Below are 17,954 nucleotides of genomic sequence, written 5' to 3' on the forward strand. Positions count from 1 at the left end.
ACGATACAAAGTAGTGAGTAACAGCTCACATATTGTTGATGTGGCGGGGATTTTTAAATTAAATCAAATGGATATGATGATTTTGATGTTTTCCTATTGCCACGATGAATTCGATTGCTTGAGCAACAGTAGTGAGTAACAACTCCGATTTCATATTTGTAATGGAAATTAAATCATCACCATAACTTGGTCGGTGGTATAGAAGCTAACCTGATAGGCTAATCAAATAACGGTATCTTAGATATAATTTATCGAAAAATTTAAATAGCTTATGGTAAATAAAAATAGTAGTCACTAATACAATATATTGAAAATAAAAAGATTAATGGTTGTATATAATCATTAGAAATAAGCTATAAGTTACAGTGCTTGAAATTATTTCATTTAACCTTGAAACGCTCGACAAGATGAAAAACATTGGTTAGATTATTTAGCATTCTAGAAGTCTAAACGTATAAACAGATAAAAGGGGATGAATGATGCCTATTCGTTTACCAGATGAATTACCGGCAGTTAATTTCTTGAGAGAAGAAAATGTTTTTGTTATGACAACAACAAGAGCAAGTCATCAGGAGATCCGTCCCTTGAAAGTATTAATACTCAATTTGATGCCAAAAAAAATAGAAACTGAAAATCAGTTTCTCCGTTTATTGTCAAACACACCATTACAGGTTGATATTCAACTATTACGAATTGATCAACGAGAATCAAAAAATACTCCAACAAAGCACTTGGATACTTTTTATTGTGATTTTGAAGAGATACAGGATCAAAATTTTGATGGGTTAATTGTAACGGGAGCTCCGTTAGGCCTAGTTGAGTTTAATGACGTATTATACTGGCAGCAAATAGAAAAGGTGATAGCTTGGGCGAAGCAACATGTGACATCAACCCTTTTTGTGTGTTGGGCTGTACAAGCGGCTTTAAAGGTATTGTATGACTTACCAAAATGGACAAGAGAAGAAAAATTATCAGGTATTTATCAGCATGATACGTTAGAGCCGTACGCTTTATTAACTAGAGGGTTTGATGGCTCATTTTATGCGCCTCACTCTCGATACGCTGATTTTCCTGAAGATCTTATCCGACAGCATACTGACCTAGAGATTTTAGCAAGTTCACAGGAGGCTGGTGCTTATTTGTTTGGGTCAAAAGACAAACGCTTAGCATTTGTGACAGGCCATCCTGAATATGATGGAGATACTCTTGCACAAGAATATTGGCGTGATCTAGATGCTGGTATTTCTCCTCAGATCCCATGCAATTATTTCAAAAATGATGATCCCAACAACCCCCCGATCGTGAGTTGGCGTAGTCATGGGCACTTGTTGTTCTCAAATTGGTTGAATTATTATGTGTACCAGATCACACCTTTTGATCTTACGAATATGGAACCAACGTTAGATTAAAAAAAGAAATATAAATTTAAGAATTGCAATAAAATAAGTTTTTTTACTGGTTCTACCAGTTTAAATCAAGCTTATATAGTAGAAAGTGGAGCCACAGTTAGTCTGAAAGCAGCTATTTTTAGCTGCTTTTTTTGTTTCCAAAGAAAAATTTTAAAAATGCAGTTTTCTATAATTAGTTGATTTAACGACTATTTAACATTTTAATCTAGTTAAAGGAATGGGTAATCAATTTTTAATTTTATTAAAAACTCATATTTATCAATATAATGAAGTTGCATTTAAATAAAATGGAAATCGTTTTTGATTTATTTCTATTTTGATCTTATGCTTAATTCATAGTCAACGATGAATGAGGGTTTGGTCGATGGAACAGCAATTATCTATATCGGAATTAACATTCACAAAGAATATTAAACAGCTTGATAATCAAGTATTAAATACTGATTCTATTGCATTTCTTTCTAGATTGGTTGAAGAGTTTCTTCCTCATAGAGAAAAACTATTAAAAGATAGAGTGCTCAGACAGCAAAAGATAGATGCAGGTTCTTTACCTGATTTTATTTCGGAATTTGATTCCATAAAAAAATCAGATTGGAAAATACAAGGTATTCCTGAGGATTTACAAGATCGCCGTGTCGAAATTACGGGGCCGGTTGAACGTAAAATGGTTATTAATGCTTTGAATGCCAATGTAAAAGTATTTATGGCAGATTTTGAAGATTCCCTCTCACCTTCATGGGAAAAATTGATCGATGGACAAGTCAATTTAAGGGATGCAGTTCGCGGTGACATTTCTTATACCAATGAAAATGGAAAAGTCTACCAATTAAAATCAAACCCTGCTGTTTTGATTGCGCGTGTTCGTGGTCTTCATTTAGATGAAAAACACGTTTTATCAGGAGATAAACCGATTCCTGGTGGGCTATTTGATTTCGCTATTTACTTTTTTAATAACTACCAAGCGTTATTAGAAAAAGGAAGTGGCCCTTATTTTTACATCCCAAAACTTGAGTCTTGGCAAGAAGCTAAATGGTGGAGCGATGTCTTTAGTATGGCAGAGGATCTAGTGGGTATACCTCGGGGAACGATTAAAGCCACCGTACTGATTGAAACATTACCCGCAGTGTTCCAAATGGATGAAATCTTGTATCACATGCGTCACCACATCGTGGGGCTGAATTGTGGGCGCTGGGACTACATATTCAGTTATATCAAAACACTGAAAGAGCATGCAGACCGAGTATTACCTGACCGCCAAGTTGTCACAATGACACAATCATTTTTAAGTGCTTATTCGCGCTTATTAATTAAAACGTGCCATCGCCGTGGCGCATTTGCGATGGGAGGAATGTCTGCTTTTATACCGAGCAAAGATCCTCAAGAAAATGAAACTATTTTAGCGAAAGTAAAAGCGGACAAAGAATTAGAAGCGAAAAATGGGCACGATGGCTCTTGGGTTGCACATCCGGGCTTAGCGGATACCGTTATGAATGTGTTTGATCAAGCACTTGGTCGGCACCAAAACCAGCTACATGTATCTCGTGATTTCGATGAAGAAATTACGGCTGACCAGCTATTAGAGCCTTGTGAGGGCGAACGAACCGAGGCGGGGATGCGGGGTAACATTCGTGTTGCAGTGCAATATATTGAATCATGGATTTCAGGGAATGGCTGTGTACCTATCTATGGTTTGATGGAAGATGCTGCGACAGCAGAAATTTCACGTACTTCAATTTGGCAATGGATCCGCCACGGTAAAACATTGTCTACCGGTGAAAAAGTCACTAAGGCATTATTTGAAGAAATGCTGGATGAAGAGTTACAGGTTATCCAAAAAGAACTTGGTGATAAGCGCTTTCAAAGCGGCCGCTTTCGTGAGGCTGCGGAATTAATGAGGCGCATAACAACGCAGGATGAACTTATAGAATTCCTAACTATCCCCGGATACCAATTATTAGATTAAGCATAGTAAATAGAAAATTCGATAAACCCTACATATTCTTATAAAGGAAGTGGATCATGACTACATCGCGCTTAGAACAAATTGCCCAATTAGAAAGTGAATGGAAAAAACCACGTTGGAAAGGTATTACTCGCCCATATACTGCGGAAGAAGTAGTGAAATTACGTGGTTCTGTGAATATCGAACACTCTTTAGCACGCAAAGGTGCAGAACGCTTTTGGGAGCAATTACATGGTGGTTCAAAGAAAGGTTATGTAAATGCACTGGGAGCTTTAACCGGTGGGCAAGCGTTACAACAAGCGAAAGCCGGTATTGAAGCTATTTATTTGTCAGGTTGGCAGGTAGCCGCGGATGCAAATACTTCATCAAGTATGTATCCAGACCAATCACTTTACCCTGTTGATTCAGTACCATCGGTCGTTAAGAAAATTAATAATACTTTCCGTCGTGCAGACCAAATTCAGTGGGCGAATGGTATTGGCCCTGACAACAAAGAGTATATTGATTATTTTTTACCTATTATCGCGGATGCGGAAGCTGGGTTTGGTGGCGTATTAAATGCCTTCGAACTTATGAAAAATATGATAGAGGCAGGGGCTGCGGCTGTCCATTTTGAAGACCAATTAGCCGCGGTTAAGAAGTGTGGTCATATGGGTGGGAAAGTCCTTGTACCTACTCAAGAAGCGATTCAGAAGCTGGTTGCTGCTCGTTTAGCGGCAGATGTTTCAGGTGTACCAACTATTTTGGTTGCTAGAACAGATGCCGATGCAGCCGATCTTCTAACATCTGACTGCGATGCTTATGATGCGGCTTTTGTTACTGGAGAACGCACCTCTGAAGGTTTTTTCCGTACCAAAGCAGGAATTGAGCAAGCGATTAGCCGCGGGCTAGCTTATGCACCATATGCAGATCTTGTTTGGTGTGAAACGTCAAAACCTGACCTTGAAGCAGCAAGGCAGTTCGCTGAGGCTATTCATGCTAAATTTCCTGGTAAATTATTAGCTTATAACTGCTCTCCATCATTTAATTGGAAAAAGAATTTAGATGACAGCACGATCGCGCGTTTCCAAGATGAACTTTCAGCAATGGGCTATCGCTTCCAATTTATTACGCTAGCAGGTATTCACAGTATGTGGTTCAACATGTTTGATTTAGCCCACTCCTATGCACAAGGTGAAGGCATGAAGCATTATGTTGAAAAAGTTCAAGAATGTGAATTTGCCGCAATGAATAAGGGCTACACCTTCTCTTCGCATCAACAAGAGGTGGGAACAGGTTATTTTGATAAAGTAACAACCGTTATTCAAGGTGGTGCTTCATCAGTGACGGCTTTAACTGGGTCGACTGAAGAAGAGCAATTCTAGTTAGATTATTTTCCTTTTGATCGGTGTTTCTGGTGTCTTTGTTGGTTAGCTATATCTGTTAATTTTTCAGGCACGTTTAGTGCCTGTTTTTTATTCAAAATGGGTCTGTATTCTAATAGGAGTGGTTATGATATTGACGACAGAACAGATAATAGCGCAGACCATTTTACAAGGGTTTGATGCACAATATGGTCGTTTTCTTGAAATAACCTCAGGTGCACAAGAACGGTTTGAACAAGCAGATTGGCATGCAATTCAGCATGCGATGAAAAGACGAATTCAACTGTATGACCACCATGTTGGCTTAGTTGTCGCTCAGCTACAGTTTATGGGGTTAGTTCAATCTTTAACACCAGATAAACTGGCACAGATAAAAAATATTTATAAAACCTTATTACCGGATTACCCAAGGTTTGAAATAGCGGAAAGCTTTTTTAATTCTGTTTACTGTCGGTTATTTCGGCATCGGGAGCTGACACAAGATAACCTATTTATTTTTACGTCTCAGCCTGCGAGACGCTTTTCTATTGCTCCTAGGCCTCTAGCTCGCGAATACTTTGTTAATAATAATTTAGATGAGTTATTGTTTACTATATTAAGTGGGTTACCGCTAAGGTTAAAATGGCGGAATTTAAATTTAGATATTCATTGTATTATCAATGTATTAAAAACAAAATTTTCCGATATTGAAAGCCAGAAAGTCAGCTTTCATATCGCAAATGAGCTATTTTATCGTAATAAGGCAGCTTGGCTGATTGGTAAAATTTATATTAATGATGAGGTCTATCCATTCTTACTTCCTATTCATCATGATGATTGTCAGCACATTTATATTGATACGTGTTTAACCGAGTTTGATGAAGCCAGTATTGTGTTTGGTTTCGCTCGTTCCTATTTTATGGTGTATGCTCCTTTTCCTGCAGCACTGGTTTTTTGGTTGAGGGAGATCTTACCCAGTAAGTCAATTGCTGAATTATATATGGCAATTGGCTGTCAAAAGCATGGAAAAACAGAGTATTACAGAGAGTATCTCGCCTATATTAATTTTTCACGAGAGCAATTTACGGTTGCACCAGGTGTGAAAGGAATGGTGATGCTGGTTTTTACATCGCCTTCTTTCGATCGGGTTTTTAAAATTATTAAGGACCGATTTGCACCACAAAAACAGGTAACACGAGAACGGGTCTTAGAATGCTATCGTTTGGTTAAAGAGCACGATAGAGTTGGCCGTATGGCGGATACCCAAGAATTTGAAAATTTTGTGATTAGTAAATCCTCCATCAGTGATGAATTAATGGTGGAGTTATTGAAAGAGGCTCCATCTCAAATTGAAGATTTAGGTGATAACATATTGATTCGTCATCTGTATATGGAAAGAAAGATGATCCCATTGAATATTTATATGGATAATGCCTCTGATACACAATTGCATAATGCATTAAATGAATATGGCTGGGCGATTAAGCAATTAGCGGCTGCAAATATTTTTCCTGGAGATATGTTATTTAAAAACTTTGGGGTAACGCGGCATGGGCGTGTTGTTTTTTACGATTATGATGAAATCTGTTATATGACTGAAGTGAATTTTCGTAAAATTCCGGAGCCATTATACCCTGAGCAAGAGTTATCTGGTGAGCCATGGTATAGCATTGGGGAGCAAGATGTTTTCCCCGAAGAGTTTGCTTCTTTTATTTGCCAAAATGAGAAAATTCGTCATTACTTGCAACAATATCACGCAGATTTATTTTCAGCAGATTATTGGCAAAAGTTACAAAATAGGATTTTAGCGGGGCACGTAGAAGATGTTTATGCCTACCGTGAAGAATTACGTTTTTGTCATAATCTCAATAAGGTTGCATAATTATAATAGTATTCATTAAAGGCAGTTAAAAACGACCCAGCAAGGGACTGAGTCGTTTTTCGTGTCGTTATTTTTTTGCGCCTTGTACAGCCTCTTGTGCAAGTTGGGTGATTTTTTCGTAATTACCTGAATTCAAAGCCTCTTCAGGAACTAACCAAGAGCCGCCAATGCACAGAACACTATCTAGCTCTAAATAACTAAGGTAATTAGCGAGTGATATTCCACCCGTTGGGCAAAATTTGACTTGTGAGAAAGGGCCGGCAATAGCTTTTAGCGCCTTAACGCCACCGTTGGCTTCCGCTGGGAAAAATTTAAACTCTTTTAAGCCATATTGCATACCAAGCATAAGCTCAGAAACAGTTGAAATACCAGGGATTAAAGGAATATTTCCTTTGGTAGCGGCATTGAGTAATTCATCCGTCAAGCCGGGGCTAATTGCAAATTGTGCTCCCGCTTCAGTGACTTCAGCGAGTTGTTTTGCATTGATAACAGTACCCGCGCCAATAATCGCCTCAGGTACTTCTTTGGCAATGAGGCGAATAGCATCAATAGCACATTCAGTACGTAAAGTGACTTCTAAAACTTTAATGCCACCTTTGACTAGTGCTTTTGCAAGAGGAACCGCTTGTTCTAATTTTTTTATAACAATAACAGGGACGACAGGGCCTTGTTTTAATACGCTTTCAGCGGTTATTTTCCAATTATTCATTTTCTATTCCTATTCAATGAAAATAGATTAAAAATCAATGCTACAAGCGCCTTCTTCGGCACCTGATAAGTGTCTTCTTAACGCACCGAAAAGTTCCCTTCCACACCCACTATGTTCAGCAGTTAAATCAGCTTCAAAGGGTTGGCGCTTATTGAGTTCTTCTTCATCAACCAGTAATTGTAATTCCCCAGTCAATGCATTTACCCTAATAATATCGCCATTTTTTACTTTTGCTAACAATCCGCCATTGTAAGCTTCAGGTGTGACATGAATTGCGGATGGTACTTTGCCGGATGCACCGGATAAGCGACCATCAGTGACTAGCGCGACCTTGTAGCCTTTATCCATAAGGACACCAAGAGGTGGCATTAGCTTGTGAAGCTCAGGCATACCATTTGCAGATGGTCCTTGGAAGCGGACAACGATGATACAATCTTTATTGAGTTCGCCAGCTTCAAAGTGCGCTGCGATCTCATTTTGGGTATTAAATACGACTGCTGGAGCTTCAATGATTTGATTTTCTTCAGGAACTGCTGATGTTTTCATCACAGCGCGTCCTAAATTCCCTGAGAGTAATTTTGTACCGCCATGAGGTGAGAAAGGGCGGTCTATTTCAGCAATAACTTCAGGATTGAATGAGGTTTTAGGGCCTTCTCGCCATTCTAGTTGACCATTATTTAGCCATGGTTCCATAGTATAACGTGCCAGCCCAAATCCTGAGACGGTATGAACATCATTATGCAATAAACCTTTTTGCAATAGCTGGTGGATGAGCAAAGCGACGCCACCTGCGGCTTGGAATTGGTTGATATCCGCTTGGCCATTAGGATAGATACGGCAAATAAGTGGAACAATGGCAGAAATATCGGAGAAATCATCCCAATTGATAATGATCCCAGCAGCTCTAGCTATAGCCACAAGATGCATGGTCAAGTTAGTTGAGCCGCCTGTTGCAAGTAATGCGACGATGCCGTTGACAATCACTTTTTCGTTAACCAGTTGACCGATAGGTAAGTACTGACCTGATTGTTCAGTTAAACGCGTAATTTGTCGTGCGGCAGCTTCTGTTAATGCATCTCGTAGTGGAGAATCAGGTGGTACAAATGATGCGCCGGGGAGATGTAATCCCATCACTTCCATCATCATTTGATTTGAGTTGGCAGTACCATAAAAAGTACAAGTGCCGATACCATGATAAGACGCAGCTTCCGCTTCTAATAAGGCGAGTCTATCAACTTTGCCTTCAGCATACAGCTGGCGAATGCGAACCTTTTCTTTATTTGGTAAGCCTGTTGCCATTGGGCCTGCTGGGACAAATATCGCAGGAAGGTGGCCAAATGAAAGTGCGCCAAGCATTAAACCTGGAACAATTTTGTCGCAAATACCTAAATAGAGTGCGCCATCAAACATATTATGGGATAGGCCAATGGCGGTTGACATTGCAATGACATCTCGACTTAGCATCGATAGCTCCATCCCATCTTGACCTTGTGTTACACCATCGCACATTGCGGGAACACCTGCAGCGACTTGGCCAATTGAGCCTGCTTCTAATAATGCTTTTTTGAGTTGTTCTGGGTACTTGTCATAGGGGCGATGCGCTGAAAGCATATCATTGTAGGAGTTGATGATAGCAATATCAGAGCGAGTCATGCTTTTAAGAATTTGTTTTTCTTCACTTTGGCATGCTGCAAAGCCATGGGCAAGGTTACCACAAGCGAGTGATGCTCGATGGACGGTCATACTACGAGCCTGCTCTATTTTTTTGAGATAAGCAGCTCGAGTCTTCACTGAACGAGAGATGATACGTTGAGTGATGCGATCAAGTTCTTTATTGATCACCGAAGGATTTGTCTCTTTAGAGGTGGTCACGCTCATGATAATTGCTCCATAGTGCAGTAAAAAGATGAATCAAACTGCAAGTCAATTTGGGTTGTGCCTATCGTTATTTACTCTAGTACTATAGCATCAATGTTACCGGTAACATTGTTCAATGAAAGCGAAGGCGTTGCAATATAGAAAATGAATATTCGAAGCTATCTGTGATCTGAATCAAATTTGTAATATGGTATGGATAGGGTAGGAAATAGGCAAATAAGCATGCTATAGTGGCTTTTTTGGTTATTTTATCATCAAAATTCAATTAGATAATTGTCGAAGGTTAGGCTGTATTAATGAGAAGAGTGGCAGAATGTTAAGGCTAGCTACAGCTGCATTTATATTGTTGTTGGCAAATTTTGTTAAGGCTGAGGTTGTTTTAGCTTCCGGGTCATATAACATTTTAACTGAAGTTTTTAATAAGCAAACTGAAATGCAATTACACAATGCCTCACAGGCAGAAAAAATTGATGCATTGACTCAATACTTTTTAGCCACACCTTACAATAAACAAACATTGAATATGAGCCCACTCTTAGCCGAAGAATTAGTGATTAATTTGAAAGAGATGGACTGTATGACATTCATAGAGTACATCGAGGCTTTTAAGCGTTCGAAAAACTATGAACAGTTTGTGTTAAATTTAACCAATATTAGGTATATCAACCAAAATATCACCTTTAAACATCGTCGGCATTTTTTTTCTGATTGGGCGCAAGAACCTGAAGCTATTGTGGCAGATATTACCAGTGAAATAAGTTCACATGCTGTTAAGGTAAATAAACAACTTAATTTAAAATATCATGATCAGAGATATATATCGGGATTACCCATCAAGAATAGGTCAATTAACTATATTCCAGCTAAGTATGTGGATGATGATTTATTATTAAGATTAAAAACGGGGGATTACATTGGTATTTATTCAGGAAATAATGGGTTAGATGTGAGCCATGTTGGGGTTGTAATACGTAAAGGGAAGAAAACAATATTTAGAAATGCGTCCTCATTGCGTAGAAATTTTCAGGTCATTGATATTGAACTGAATATTTATTTAAAAGGGAAGGCTGGGATTGTTATTTTTAGACCTAAATCAGATTATTAGCCTGATTTTTTGAATTTATTAATAATAAAATAAATTATTAATCTATTTTTTTGATATAAAAAATGAGTAAATCCAGTTTTTATGTATGTATAAATTTAACATATAAAGTGGAAATTATTTAATAATAAAAAACATATAATTATTTTTATTAGTTACTAATTATTACTAATAACATTTAAAATGTAAAAATATATTAAATTATCGATTTGGTAAAAATAAACATATAGGAATATAATTTTATTAAAAAAATGAAAAAACTGTTATAAAGCAATGGATTACTTTATAAATATTACTTAGTTCTTTTTCTTTTGTATATAAAAATGATGTTTGCCTATCAATCTTGTGCTTTTTGATTACTCGTAACTATTTTAAATAGTTATGGTTAATTTTATAATGAATAATACTAGCTAAATTATTTTTCTTATTTAAATTTAGGAGATGGTTATGCATATAGCTAAAAAGAAAAATGTTTATGCATTATTAGGTAATCATTTACGTAAGGCTAGAGTGAGTAAGGGATTGTCAGGAAATGAGTTAGGCTCAATTATTCATTTGAGTCAACAGCAGGTATCACGGTATGAATTAGGTATTAATAAATTGAGCTTAGATAAACTAATTGAAATTGTCATTTTTTTAGATATTGATATTAATGAAGTTACTAAAATAATTGCTAAGCAGGTTGAGTATGAAAAAATGAGCTAGCAGTAATTTAAGTAAGGTTATTTTTTATTTCTCTTTATAAAATTTTATGAATTACCTTATTCTTTTTAGAAATCGCTAGTATAAGAAAATATTTTATAACTTATACGTTACAGAGAACTAAACGATTAATTTAGCATAGTCGATGGAAAATCATTTTTATGATAACTACTTAAAATTGAAAATAATTTAAAATCAGCTTCTAGAAATAAAAATAATCAATTTATCTTTATTTTAATGGTCGATGAATTTGTTGGAACTCATAATGATAATTTTTCTAGTACTTGCTTCTGTTTTTGTGATATCTCCTACTTTTTAATGCAAGAGGAACTTTCTACAGAATAATGAAAACTTTTTGTTTCTAATATGAACTAAGAAGGTGTTAACACTATGTATTTGAACAGTTATTTCACCGTTTTGACTATATTCTTATGAATAATAAGCATCGTTTTGTCGTTAATGTATGAAAGTTGATAGTATTGATGACTACAGAATGCTTAAATAAAGCTTAATCAACAATAGAGTAAGGTTATGGTTCGATGTTCAAATATATAGGGATATTATTTGCCTTTTTACTATTAGGCTGTTCAGCCTCGAACAAGGGGTACTATCTCGATAACCGTTATCCATCAAAAAATAGTAGTCAACGTATTCAATATGTCATTATTCACTACACCGTTTCTGATGATGTGCGTTCTATAGCCACACTAACACAAGGTCAAGTGAGTTCTCACTATCTCATTCCAAGTGTACCTGAAACTAAAAATGGCCGGCCTGTTGTATTACAACTCGTTCCTGAGTCGTTAAAATCATGGCATGCAGGTGAAAGTTATTGGTTACACCATAATGGTTTGAATGATACTTCTATTGGGATTGAAATCGTCAATGCTGGATTACAAAAAGATGTAAAAGGAAAACGATATTGGGCTCCTTATAATGAAGCACAAATTGTTGCGTTGATCCCTCTCCTCCAAGATATTATGCAGCGTTATAACATTCCTCCAGAAAATATTATTGGTCACAGTGATATCGCACCACTGCGTAAGCAAGATCCAGGCAAGGCATTTCCATGGCAGCGTCTTGCTCAACATGGTATAGGGGCTTGGCCAGATCCTAAAACCGTGGCTAAATTTCTGGCGGGGCGTAATGCCAATGAGCCTGCAAACGTGTTACGCATTCAAAAAGCCCTTCATTTTTACGGCTATTCAACAATTCCTCTATCAGGTCAGTTAGATTCACAGACGAAAGAAACATTACGTGCTTTCCAACTGCATTTCCGGCCGAGAGATATTGAAGGACAAGCGGATGCTGAAACAGAGGCTATCGCGTTGGCACTTATTGAAAAGTACCGTGATATGCAAAAATTTAAGTTATTTGAAAAGACCTCGCAGTTGCCTAATGTATCAACAAACCAACAAGGTGATTAGAGGGCAGTAAAAAACTTTGTGAGATTAAGCTAAAGTGAAATACAGGTTGCTTTGTATTTCACTCTTTACTATTGAGTTAGCGGTTTGCACCATATTCATGGCTTATTTCTTTTGCGGCCTTGATAACCATAGCGCCTAATTCAGTAATACGGTCATCAGTGATACGTGATAATGGGCCTGAAATAGAAATAGCTGCAAACGCTTCTTTGTGCTCATCATAAATACAAGCTCCAATACAACGTAACCCTAAAGCATGCTCTTCATCATCATAAGAAAAACCTTGCTTTTTAGCCTGTTGTAAATTCTCTTTTAAGGCGGATGGGTTAGTTAGTGTATAAGGCGTATAAGCATGTAAACCTTTACGGCTTAAAAGTGGAACCAGTTTGTCTTCTGTTAAATTAGCAATGAACGCTTTGCCTGCACCCGAAGCGTGTAATGGCAGTTTTCCACCGATTGGTGCTGACATTCTCATTAGCGCATTGCATTGTACTTGGTCAACAATGACGGCATCGTACTCTGTATGGTCTAGGATAGCTAAATTGACGGTTTCCCCAGATTCATCCATTAAGCGGCGCAGTATCGGGTGAACGAGAGCTAACAAATTACGACTCTCTAAGAAGCTACTACCAATGATAAAAGCATGGGAAGCAATAACCCATAGGCCTAAATCGCCAGTTTGCCGAACAAATCCATGCTGTTCCAACGTCATTAATAGGCGGTGTGTTGTTGAGTTGGGTAAGCCAGCTTGCATCGCAAGGTCAGTGAGGGCGATTCCCCCTGTTGATTCGGAAATATATTCCAACAGTGTTAATCCACGACTTAATGATTGAACTTGTCCTGCTGCAGCTGCGCCACTCGCCGGCCCTTTTGCTTTTTTAAGTTTCTTAGTAATTGGTGCCGTTGCCATTAAGTCTCTCCTGACTGTCATTTAGCTTCTATTATGAACTATTTCACTTGAAAATACTCATCGGATCAGTGAAAAGTGTGCTCTTGTGCAACCTTGAAAAACTCTCATCATAACAGCGAATTTTCACGAGAGAAGTTGTGATAGGATGTTAAAAGTAAAAATTTGACTTATTTCTCAGTGTTCCATTTCAGGAGGGCAGTGCAGTGTCCGCAAAAGTTAATCAATTAGAACAAGAATTAAAAAAACGTATATTGGTATTAGATGGTGCAATGGGAACAATGATCCAACAACATAAGTTGTCGGAAGCCCAGTTTCGCGGAGAGCGATTTGCAGATTGGCCGAGTGATTTAAAGGGAAATAATGACCTATTAGTCTTAACTCAGCCAGATATCATTCGAGATATCCATTCTCAATACTTTGAAGCTGGTGCGGATATTGTTGAAACCAATACTTTTAACTCAACATCCATTGCGATGGCTGATTATAAAATGGAATCTCTTTCCGCTGAAATTAATGAAGTTGCTGCACGTCTTGCTCGTGAATGTGCTGATGAGTGGACACGTAAAACGCCAGAGCAACCGCGTTATGTTGCTGGAGTCTTAGGCCCGACAAACCGCACCGCTTCTATTTCTCCGGATGTTAATGATCCCGCTTATCGCAATATCACCTTTGATCAACTCGTTGAAGCTTATCGAGAATCTACCCGATCTTTAGTAAAAGGTGGGGTCGATCTGATCATGATCGAAACCATTTTTGATACATTAAATGCGAAGGCCGCGATCTTTGCGGTAGAAACCGAATTGGAAGTTTTGGGCGTTTCTTTACCGATTATGATCTCGGGGACGATCACGGATGCCTCAGGTCGAACATTATCAGGGCAAACAACAGAAGCATTTTATAACTCATTGCGTCATGCTCAGCCGATATCATTTGGCTTGAATTGCGCATTAGGTCCTAATGAGTTACGCCAGTATATTGCTGAATTATCAAGAATTGCTGAATGTTATGTCAGTGCGCACCCCAATGCAGGGCTACCCAATGCGTTTGGTGAGTATGACCTTGATGCGCAAAATATGGCCGAACAAATTCATGAATGGGCAACCGCAGGGTTCTTAAATATTGTTGGTGGATGTTGTGGAACGACGCCATTACATATCAAAAAAATGGCAGATGCAGTAAAAGGCATCACTCCACGCCAATTACCGTCACTGCCTGTTGAATGCCGTTTATCTGGTTTAGAACCGCTAAATATTGGCAAAAAATCATTATTTGTGAACGTCGGGGAAAGAACCAACGTGACAGGTTCAGCAAAATTTAAGCGGCTGATTAAAGAAGAAAATTACCAAGAAGCCTTAGATGTGGCTCGTCAGCAAGTTGAAAATGGCGCACAAATCATCGACATCAATATGGATGAAGGGATGTTGGACTCCCATGCGGCGATGGTACGTTTCTTGAATCTCATTGCTGGCGAACCAGATATTGCGCGCGTGCCGATTATGATTGACTCCTCAAAGTGGGAGGTCATCGAGGCGGGGCTTAAGTGCATACAAGGTAAGGGGATCGTCAATTCAATCTCAATGAAAGAGGGGGTTGAGGCATTTATTGAGCACGCTAAACTATTGCGCAAATATGGTGCTGCCGTGGTCGTCATGGCATTTGATGAAGTTGGCCAAGCAGATACACGTGAACGGAAAATTGAAATTTGTCGCCGTGCTTATCAGATCCTGACCGAAGAGGTGGGCTTCCCTCCTGAAGATATTATTTTTGACCCAAATATTTTTGCCGTAGCCACAGGAATTGAAGAGCACAATAACTATGCAGTTGATTTTATTGAGGTCTGTAAGGATATCAAGGCTCAATTACCTCATGCGATGATTTCTGGCGGAGTTTCCAACGTCTCTTTTTCATTTAGAGGGAACGACCCTGTACGCGAAGCGATTCATGCTGTTTTCTTGTACTACGCCATTCGTAATGGAATGGATATGGGGATCGTTAATGCGGGGCAGCTCGCTATCTATGATGACTTACCTTCTGAATTAAAAGACGCGGTTGAAGATGTGATTTTAAATCGTCGTGATGACAGTACGGAACGCTTACTTGAACTGGCAGAAAAATACCGTGGAGCCGGGGCAGGAGAGCAGCAAGTTCAACAAGCGGAATGGCGTAGTTGGGAAGTTGAAAAGCGCCTTGAATATGCACTAGTGAAAGGTATTACCGAATTTATTATTGAAGATACTGAAGAAACTCGCCAACGTGCTTCTAGCCCAATCGAAGTGATTGAAGGCCCCTTGATGAACGGTATGAATGTGGTTGGAGACCTGTTTGGGGAAGGCAAAATGTTCTTACCTCAAGTGGTGAAATCCGCCCGTGTAATGAAACAAGCAGTCGCCTATTTAGAGCCTTATATTCAAGAGCTTAAACAATCAGGTAGCAGTGCAGGAAAAATCTTACTCGCTACGGTAAAAGGCGATGTCCATGATATTGGTAAAAATATTGTTGGTGTTGTTTTACAGTGTAATAACTATGAAATCATTGATTTAGGTGTGATGGTCCCATGTGAAACTATTCTAAAAACCGCGCGTGAAGAAAACGTCGATATTATTGGGTTATCTGGTTTGATTACGCCATCTCTTGATGAAATGGTGCATGTCGCTAAAGAGATGGAAAGACAAGGATTTACCTTACCATTACTGATTGGTGGGGCGACGACATCAAAAGCACATACCGCTGTGAAAATTGAGCCAAATTACAGTGGGCCAACAACTTACGTGCAAAATGCTTCCCGAACAGTGGGGGTTGTCTCGGCGTTATTGTCAGCAACACAAAAAGCAGATTTTGTTGCGCGTACGCGCCGTGAATACGACACCGTACGCCAGCAGCATGGTCGAAGAAGGCCAAAAACACCACCGGTGGCACTGGATGTGGCACGTGCGAATGCGGTAAATATTGACTGGCAAAACTATCAACCACCTGTACCAAAATTCCAGGGTATTCAAGAAGTCACAGCATCTATTTCAACGCTGAGAGACTATATTGATTGGACGCCATTTTTTATGACTTGGTCGCTGGCGGGGAAATACCCGCGGATCTTAGAAGATGAAGTGGTTGGTTCTGAAGCACGTAAGCTATTGAAAGATGCCAATAATATGTTAGATAAGCTTGATAAAGAAAGTTTACTAACGCCAAAAGGTATTTTTGGTTTATTCCCTGCAAACCGAGTTGGCGATGATGTAGAAATTTATACCGATGAGTCAAGAAGCCATGTACAAGTGATGGGGCTGAATTTACGCCAGCAAACCTTAAAAACTGAGTTTCCAAACTATTGTTTATCTGACTTTGTCGCGCCAAAAAACAGCGGTAAAGCCGATTATATTGGGGCTTTCGCAGTGACAGGGGGCTTAGAAGAAGACGCGCTTGCTGATGAATATGAACAACAGCATGATGATTATAATAAAATTATGGTTAAAGCGCTGGCGGATAGGCTAGCGGAGGCATTTGCTGAATATCTACACCAACAAGTCCGTAGGCAATATTGGGGCTATGCAGCTGATGAAAACTTGAGTAATGAAGAGCTTATTCGTGAAAATTACCAAGGTATCCGCCCTGCACCGGGGTATCCGGCTTGTCCTGAGCACACAGAAAAGGCCAAAATTTGGCAGTTATTGGATGTAGAAACGCAAATTGGCATGAAACTCACCAGTTCCTATGCGATGTGGCCAGGCGCTTCGGTATCAGGCTGGTATTTTAGCCACCCGGAAAGTAAATATTTTGCGGTAGCTCAGCTACAAAAAGACCAAATTGAGGACTACGCAAAACGTAAAGGGATGTCGGTAACGGAGTTGGAGCGTTGGTTAGCACCAAACTTAGCTTATGACCCTGAAGATTAAAACCAGATCAATACATTGATTTTTCATGTATTCGGCACCATCTTATAGGTAATACATTAGAGGGGTCCAATGATGAGCTATGAATTTATTATTGAAGAAGAACTGCCACGCTCGGCGGTTTTTCCTTATCAGATCCAAAACAGTGCTGCGCCTGAAACGTTTATGATGAGTGAAGACGCGGTGAGCGCCATGATGAGTGTTTTACAGATCATGGATAAGCTTGATACCGATGATTCACTGAATGAGCACTGTTTTAATCAAATCTGGTTAAAAAGCGAGCTGACACCGGCAAGAGCAGAAGAAATTTACCTGTTTTTAGAAGAGAATTTAGCGGTAGAACCCGTCCCTTCAGAGGAAGAAATCGCTGCTTTTCATCAAGCCCAAGTTGATGAAAATAAACTGTTATCCCAAGAAAGCCCTAAAGACGGCATGGTACCCGTACATAAATTTTCGACCAATGACGGTTGGCTGGTGACCACGAAAGAGTGTGAGTGGATTGCGGAAGTGTTTTCACCAGAACTGGTGAGCGAAAATCACTTTGTTGTTTCTCAGATCTCTGAACTGTGTAAGATCAGCCACCGCACATTGGAAGCTCTGTTAATTGAGTGGGGTAAATTTAATTTATTTGCCAGTAAACATGGTGGTTACCGCGTTAATTAAGCTCTGGGGTTTATTTCGGAGACAAAAGTTTCAGCAAGAGCCGGCGTCTCCTCCATTTTCTGAATAATTTCCCTATTATTCTACT

12 protein-coding genes are annotated in these 17,954 nt (G+C 39.0%); 9 read left to right on the plus strand and 3 right to left on the minus strand.

The window, feature by feature from the left end:
• The first annotated feature begins 479 nt into the window (after positions 1 to 479).
• The 4 genes from metA (at position 480) to aceK (ending at position 6,597) form a co-directional block, all read left to right on the plus strand.
• Complete coding sequence (metA, locus tag PR683_RS19650; protein WP_004915271.1) at positions 480 to 1,409, plus strand: homoserine O-acetyltransferase MetA; 930 nt, start codon at positions 480 to 482, stop codon at positions 1,407 to 1,409.
• 364 nt (positions 1,410 to 1,773) lie between these two features.
• The gene (gene aceB / locus PR683_RS19655; protein WP_272581950.1) at positions 1,774 to 3,372 is read left to right on the plus strand and encodes a malate synthase A; all 1,599 of its coding nucleotides are present in this window, start codon (positions 1,774 to 1,776) and stop codon (positions 3,370 to 3,372) included.
• A gap of 56 nt (positions 3,373 to 3,428) precedes the next feature.
• Positions 3,429 to 4,736, plus strand: coding sequence for an isocitrate lyase (aceA, locus tag PR683_RS19660; RefSeq protein ID WP_004915268.1), 1,308 nt, complete (start codon positions 3,429 to 3,431; stop codon positions 4,734 to 4,736).
• A 127-nt stretch (positions 4,737 to 4,863) separates the two neighbouring features.
• Positions 4,864 to 6,597, plus strand: coding sequence for a bifunctional isocitrate dehydrogenase kinase/phosphatase (gene aceK / locus PR683_RS19665; RefSeq protein ID WP_110731447.1), 1,734 nt, complete (start codon positions 4,864 to 4,866; stop codon positions 6,595 to 6,597).
• 67 nt (positions 6,598 to 6,664) lie between these two features.
• Here the strand turns inward: aceK and PR683_RS19670 are convergent, their stop codons facing one another.
• Both PR683_RS19670 and edd read right to left on the minus strand, forming a co-directional pair.
• The gene (locus PR683_RS19670; RefSeq protein ID WP_109913084.1) at positions 6,665 to 7,306 is read right to left on the minus strand and encodes a bifunctional 4-hydroxy-2-oxoglutarate aldolase/2-dehydro-3-deoxy-phosphogluconate aldolase; all 642 of its coding nucleotides are present in this window, start codon (positions 7,304 to 7,306) and stop codon (positions 6,665 to 6,667) included.
• 27 nt (positions 7,307 to 7,333) lie between these two features.
• Positions 7,334 to 9,184, minus strand: a complete 1,851-nt coding sequence (gene edd, locus PR683_RS19675) for a phosphogluconate dehydratase (RefSeq protein WP_272571768.1) — start codon at positions 9,182 to 9,184, stop codon at positions 7,334 to 7,336.
• Positions 9,185 to 9,497: 313 nt separating this feature from the next.
• On the opposite strand from edd, the gene PR683_RS19680 reads away from it, so the two are divergent.
• The 3 genes from PR683_RS19680 (at position 9,498) to PR683_RS19690 (ending at position 12,415) form a co-directional block, all read left to right on the plus strand.
• Positions 9,498 to 10,289: an N-acetylmuramoyl-L-alanine amidase-like domain-containing protein gene (locus PR683_RS19680; protein ID WP_109913083.1), complete on the plus strand. Its 792-nt coding sequence runs from the start codon at positions 9,498 to 9,500 to the stop codon at positions 10,287 to 10,289.
• Positions 10,290 to 10,733: 444 nt separating this feature from the next.
• Entirely contained in the window at positions 10,734 to 10,991 is a 258-nt protein-coding gene (locus PR683_RS19685; RefSeq protein ID WP_004915254.1) for a helix-turn-helix domain-containing protein, read from the plus strand.
• A gap of 536 nt (positions 10,992 to 11,527) precedes the next feature.
• Positions 11,528 to 12,415, plus strand: a complete 888-nt coding sequence (locus tag PR683_RS19690) for an N-acetylmuramoyl-L-alanine amidase (RefSeq protein WP_109913082.1) — start codon at positions 11,528 to 11,530, stop codon at positions 12,413 to 12,415.
• A 76-nt stretch (positions 12,416 to 12,491) separates the two neighbouring features.
• Here the strand turns inward: PR683_RS19690 and iclR are convergent, their stop codons facing one another.
• Positions 12,492 to 13,322, minus strand: a complete 831-nt coding sequence (gene iclR / locus PR683_RS19695) for a glyoxylate bypass operon transcriptional repressor IclR (protein WP_004915246.1) — start codon at positions 13,320 to 13,322, stop codon at positions 12,492 to 12,494.
• Between the two features lie 203 nt (positions 13,323 to 13,525).
• On the opposite strand from iclR, the gene metH reads away from it, so the two are divergent.
• Both metH and PR683_RS19705 read left to right on the plus strand, forming a co-directional pair.
• The gene (metH, locus tag PR683_RS19700; RefSeq protein ID WP_209102608.1) at positions 13,526 to 17,209 is read left to right on the plus strand and encodes a methionine synthase; all 3,684 of its coding nucleotides are present in this window, start codon (positions 13,526 to 13,528) and stop codon (positions 17,207 to 17,209) included.
• 69 nt (positions 17,210 to 17,278) lie between these two features.
• Positions 17,279 to 17,869, plus strand: coding sequence for a hypothetical protein (locus PR683_RS19705; protein ID WP_181937095.1), 591 nt, complete (start codon positions 17,279 to 17,281; stop codon positions 17,867 to 17,869).
• The last annotated feature ends 85 nt before the right edge of the window (positions 17,870 to 17,954 follow it).

Source organism: Providencia sp. PROV269, from assembly GCF_028477785.1.
Taxonomy (GTDB): domain Bacteria; phylum Pseudomonadota; class Gammaproteobacteria; order Enterobacterales; family Enterobacteriaceae; genus Providencia; species Providencia rettgeri.

What these genes read in the sequence shown, in the direction of transcription:
- metA (WP_004915271.1), top strand. Translation starts at nt 480, where the DNA reads ATGCCTATTCGTTTACCAGATGAATTACCGGCAGTTAATTTCTTGAGA.
- aceB (WP_272581950.1), top strand. Translation starts at nt 1,774, where the DNA reads ATGGAACAGCAATTATCTATATCGGAATTAACATTCACAAAGAATATT.
- aceA (WP_004915268.1), top strand. Translation starts at nt 3,429, where the DNA reads ATGACTACATCGCGCTTAGAACAAATTGCCCAATTAGAAAGTGAATGG.
- aceK (WP_110731447.1), top strand. Translation starts at nt 4,864, where the DNA reads ATGATATTGACGACAGAACAGATAATAGCGCAGACCATTTTACAAGGG.
- PR683_RS19670 (WP_109913084.1), bottom strand. Translation starts at nt 7,306, where the DNA reads ATGAATAATTGGAAAATAACCGCTGAAAGCGTATTAAAACAAGGCCCT.
- edd (WP_272571768.1), bottom strand. Translation starts at nt 9,184, where the DNA reads ATGAGCGTGACCACCTCTAAAGAGACAAATCCTTCGGTGATCAATAAA.
- PR683_RS19680 (WP_109913083.1), top strand. Translation starts at nt 9,498, where the DNA reads ATGTTAAGGCTAGCTACAGCTGCATTTATATTGTTGTTGGCAAATTTT.
- PR683_RS19685 (WP_004915254.1), top strand. Translation starts at nt 10,734, where the DNA reads ATGCATATAGCTAAAAAGAAAAATGTTTATGCATTATTAGGTAATCAT.
- PR683_RS19690 (WP_109913082.1), top strand. Translation starts at nt 11,528, where the DNA reads ATGTTCAAATATATAGGGATATTATTTGCCTTTTTACTATTAGGCTGT.
- iclR (WP_004915246.1), bottom strand. Translation starts at nt 13,322, where the DNA reads ATGGCAACGGCACCAATTACTAAGAAACTTAAAAAAGCAAAAGGGCCG.
- PR683_RS19705 (WP_181937095.1), top strand. Translation starts at nt 17,279, where the DNA reads ATGATGAGCTATGAATTTATTATTGAAGAAGAACTGCCACGCTCGGCG.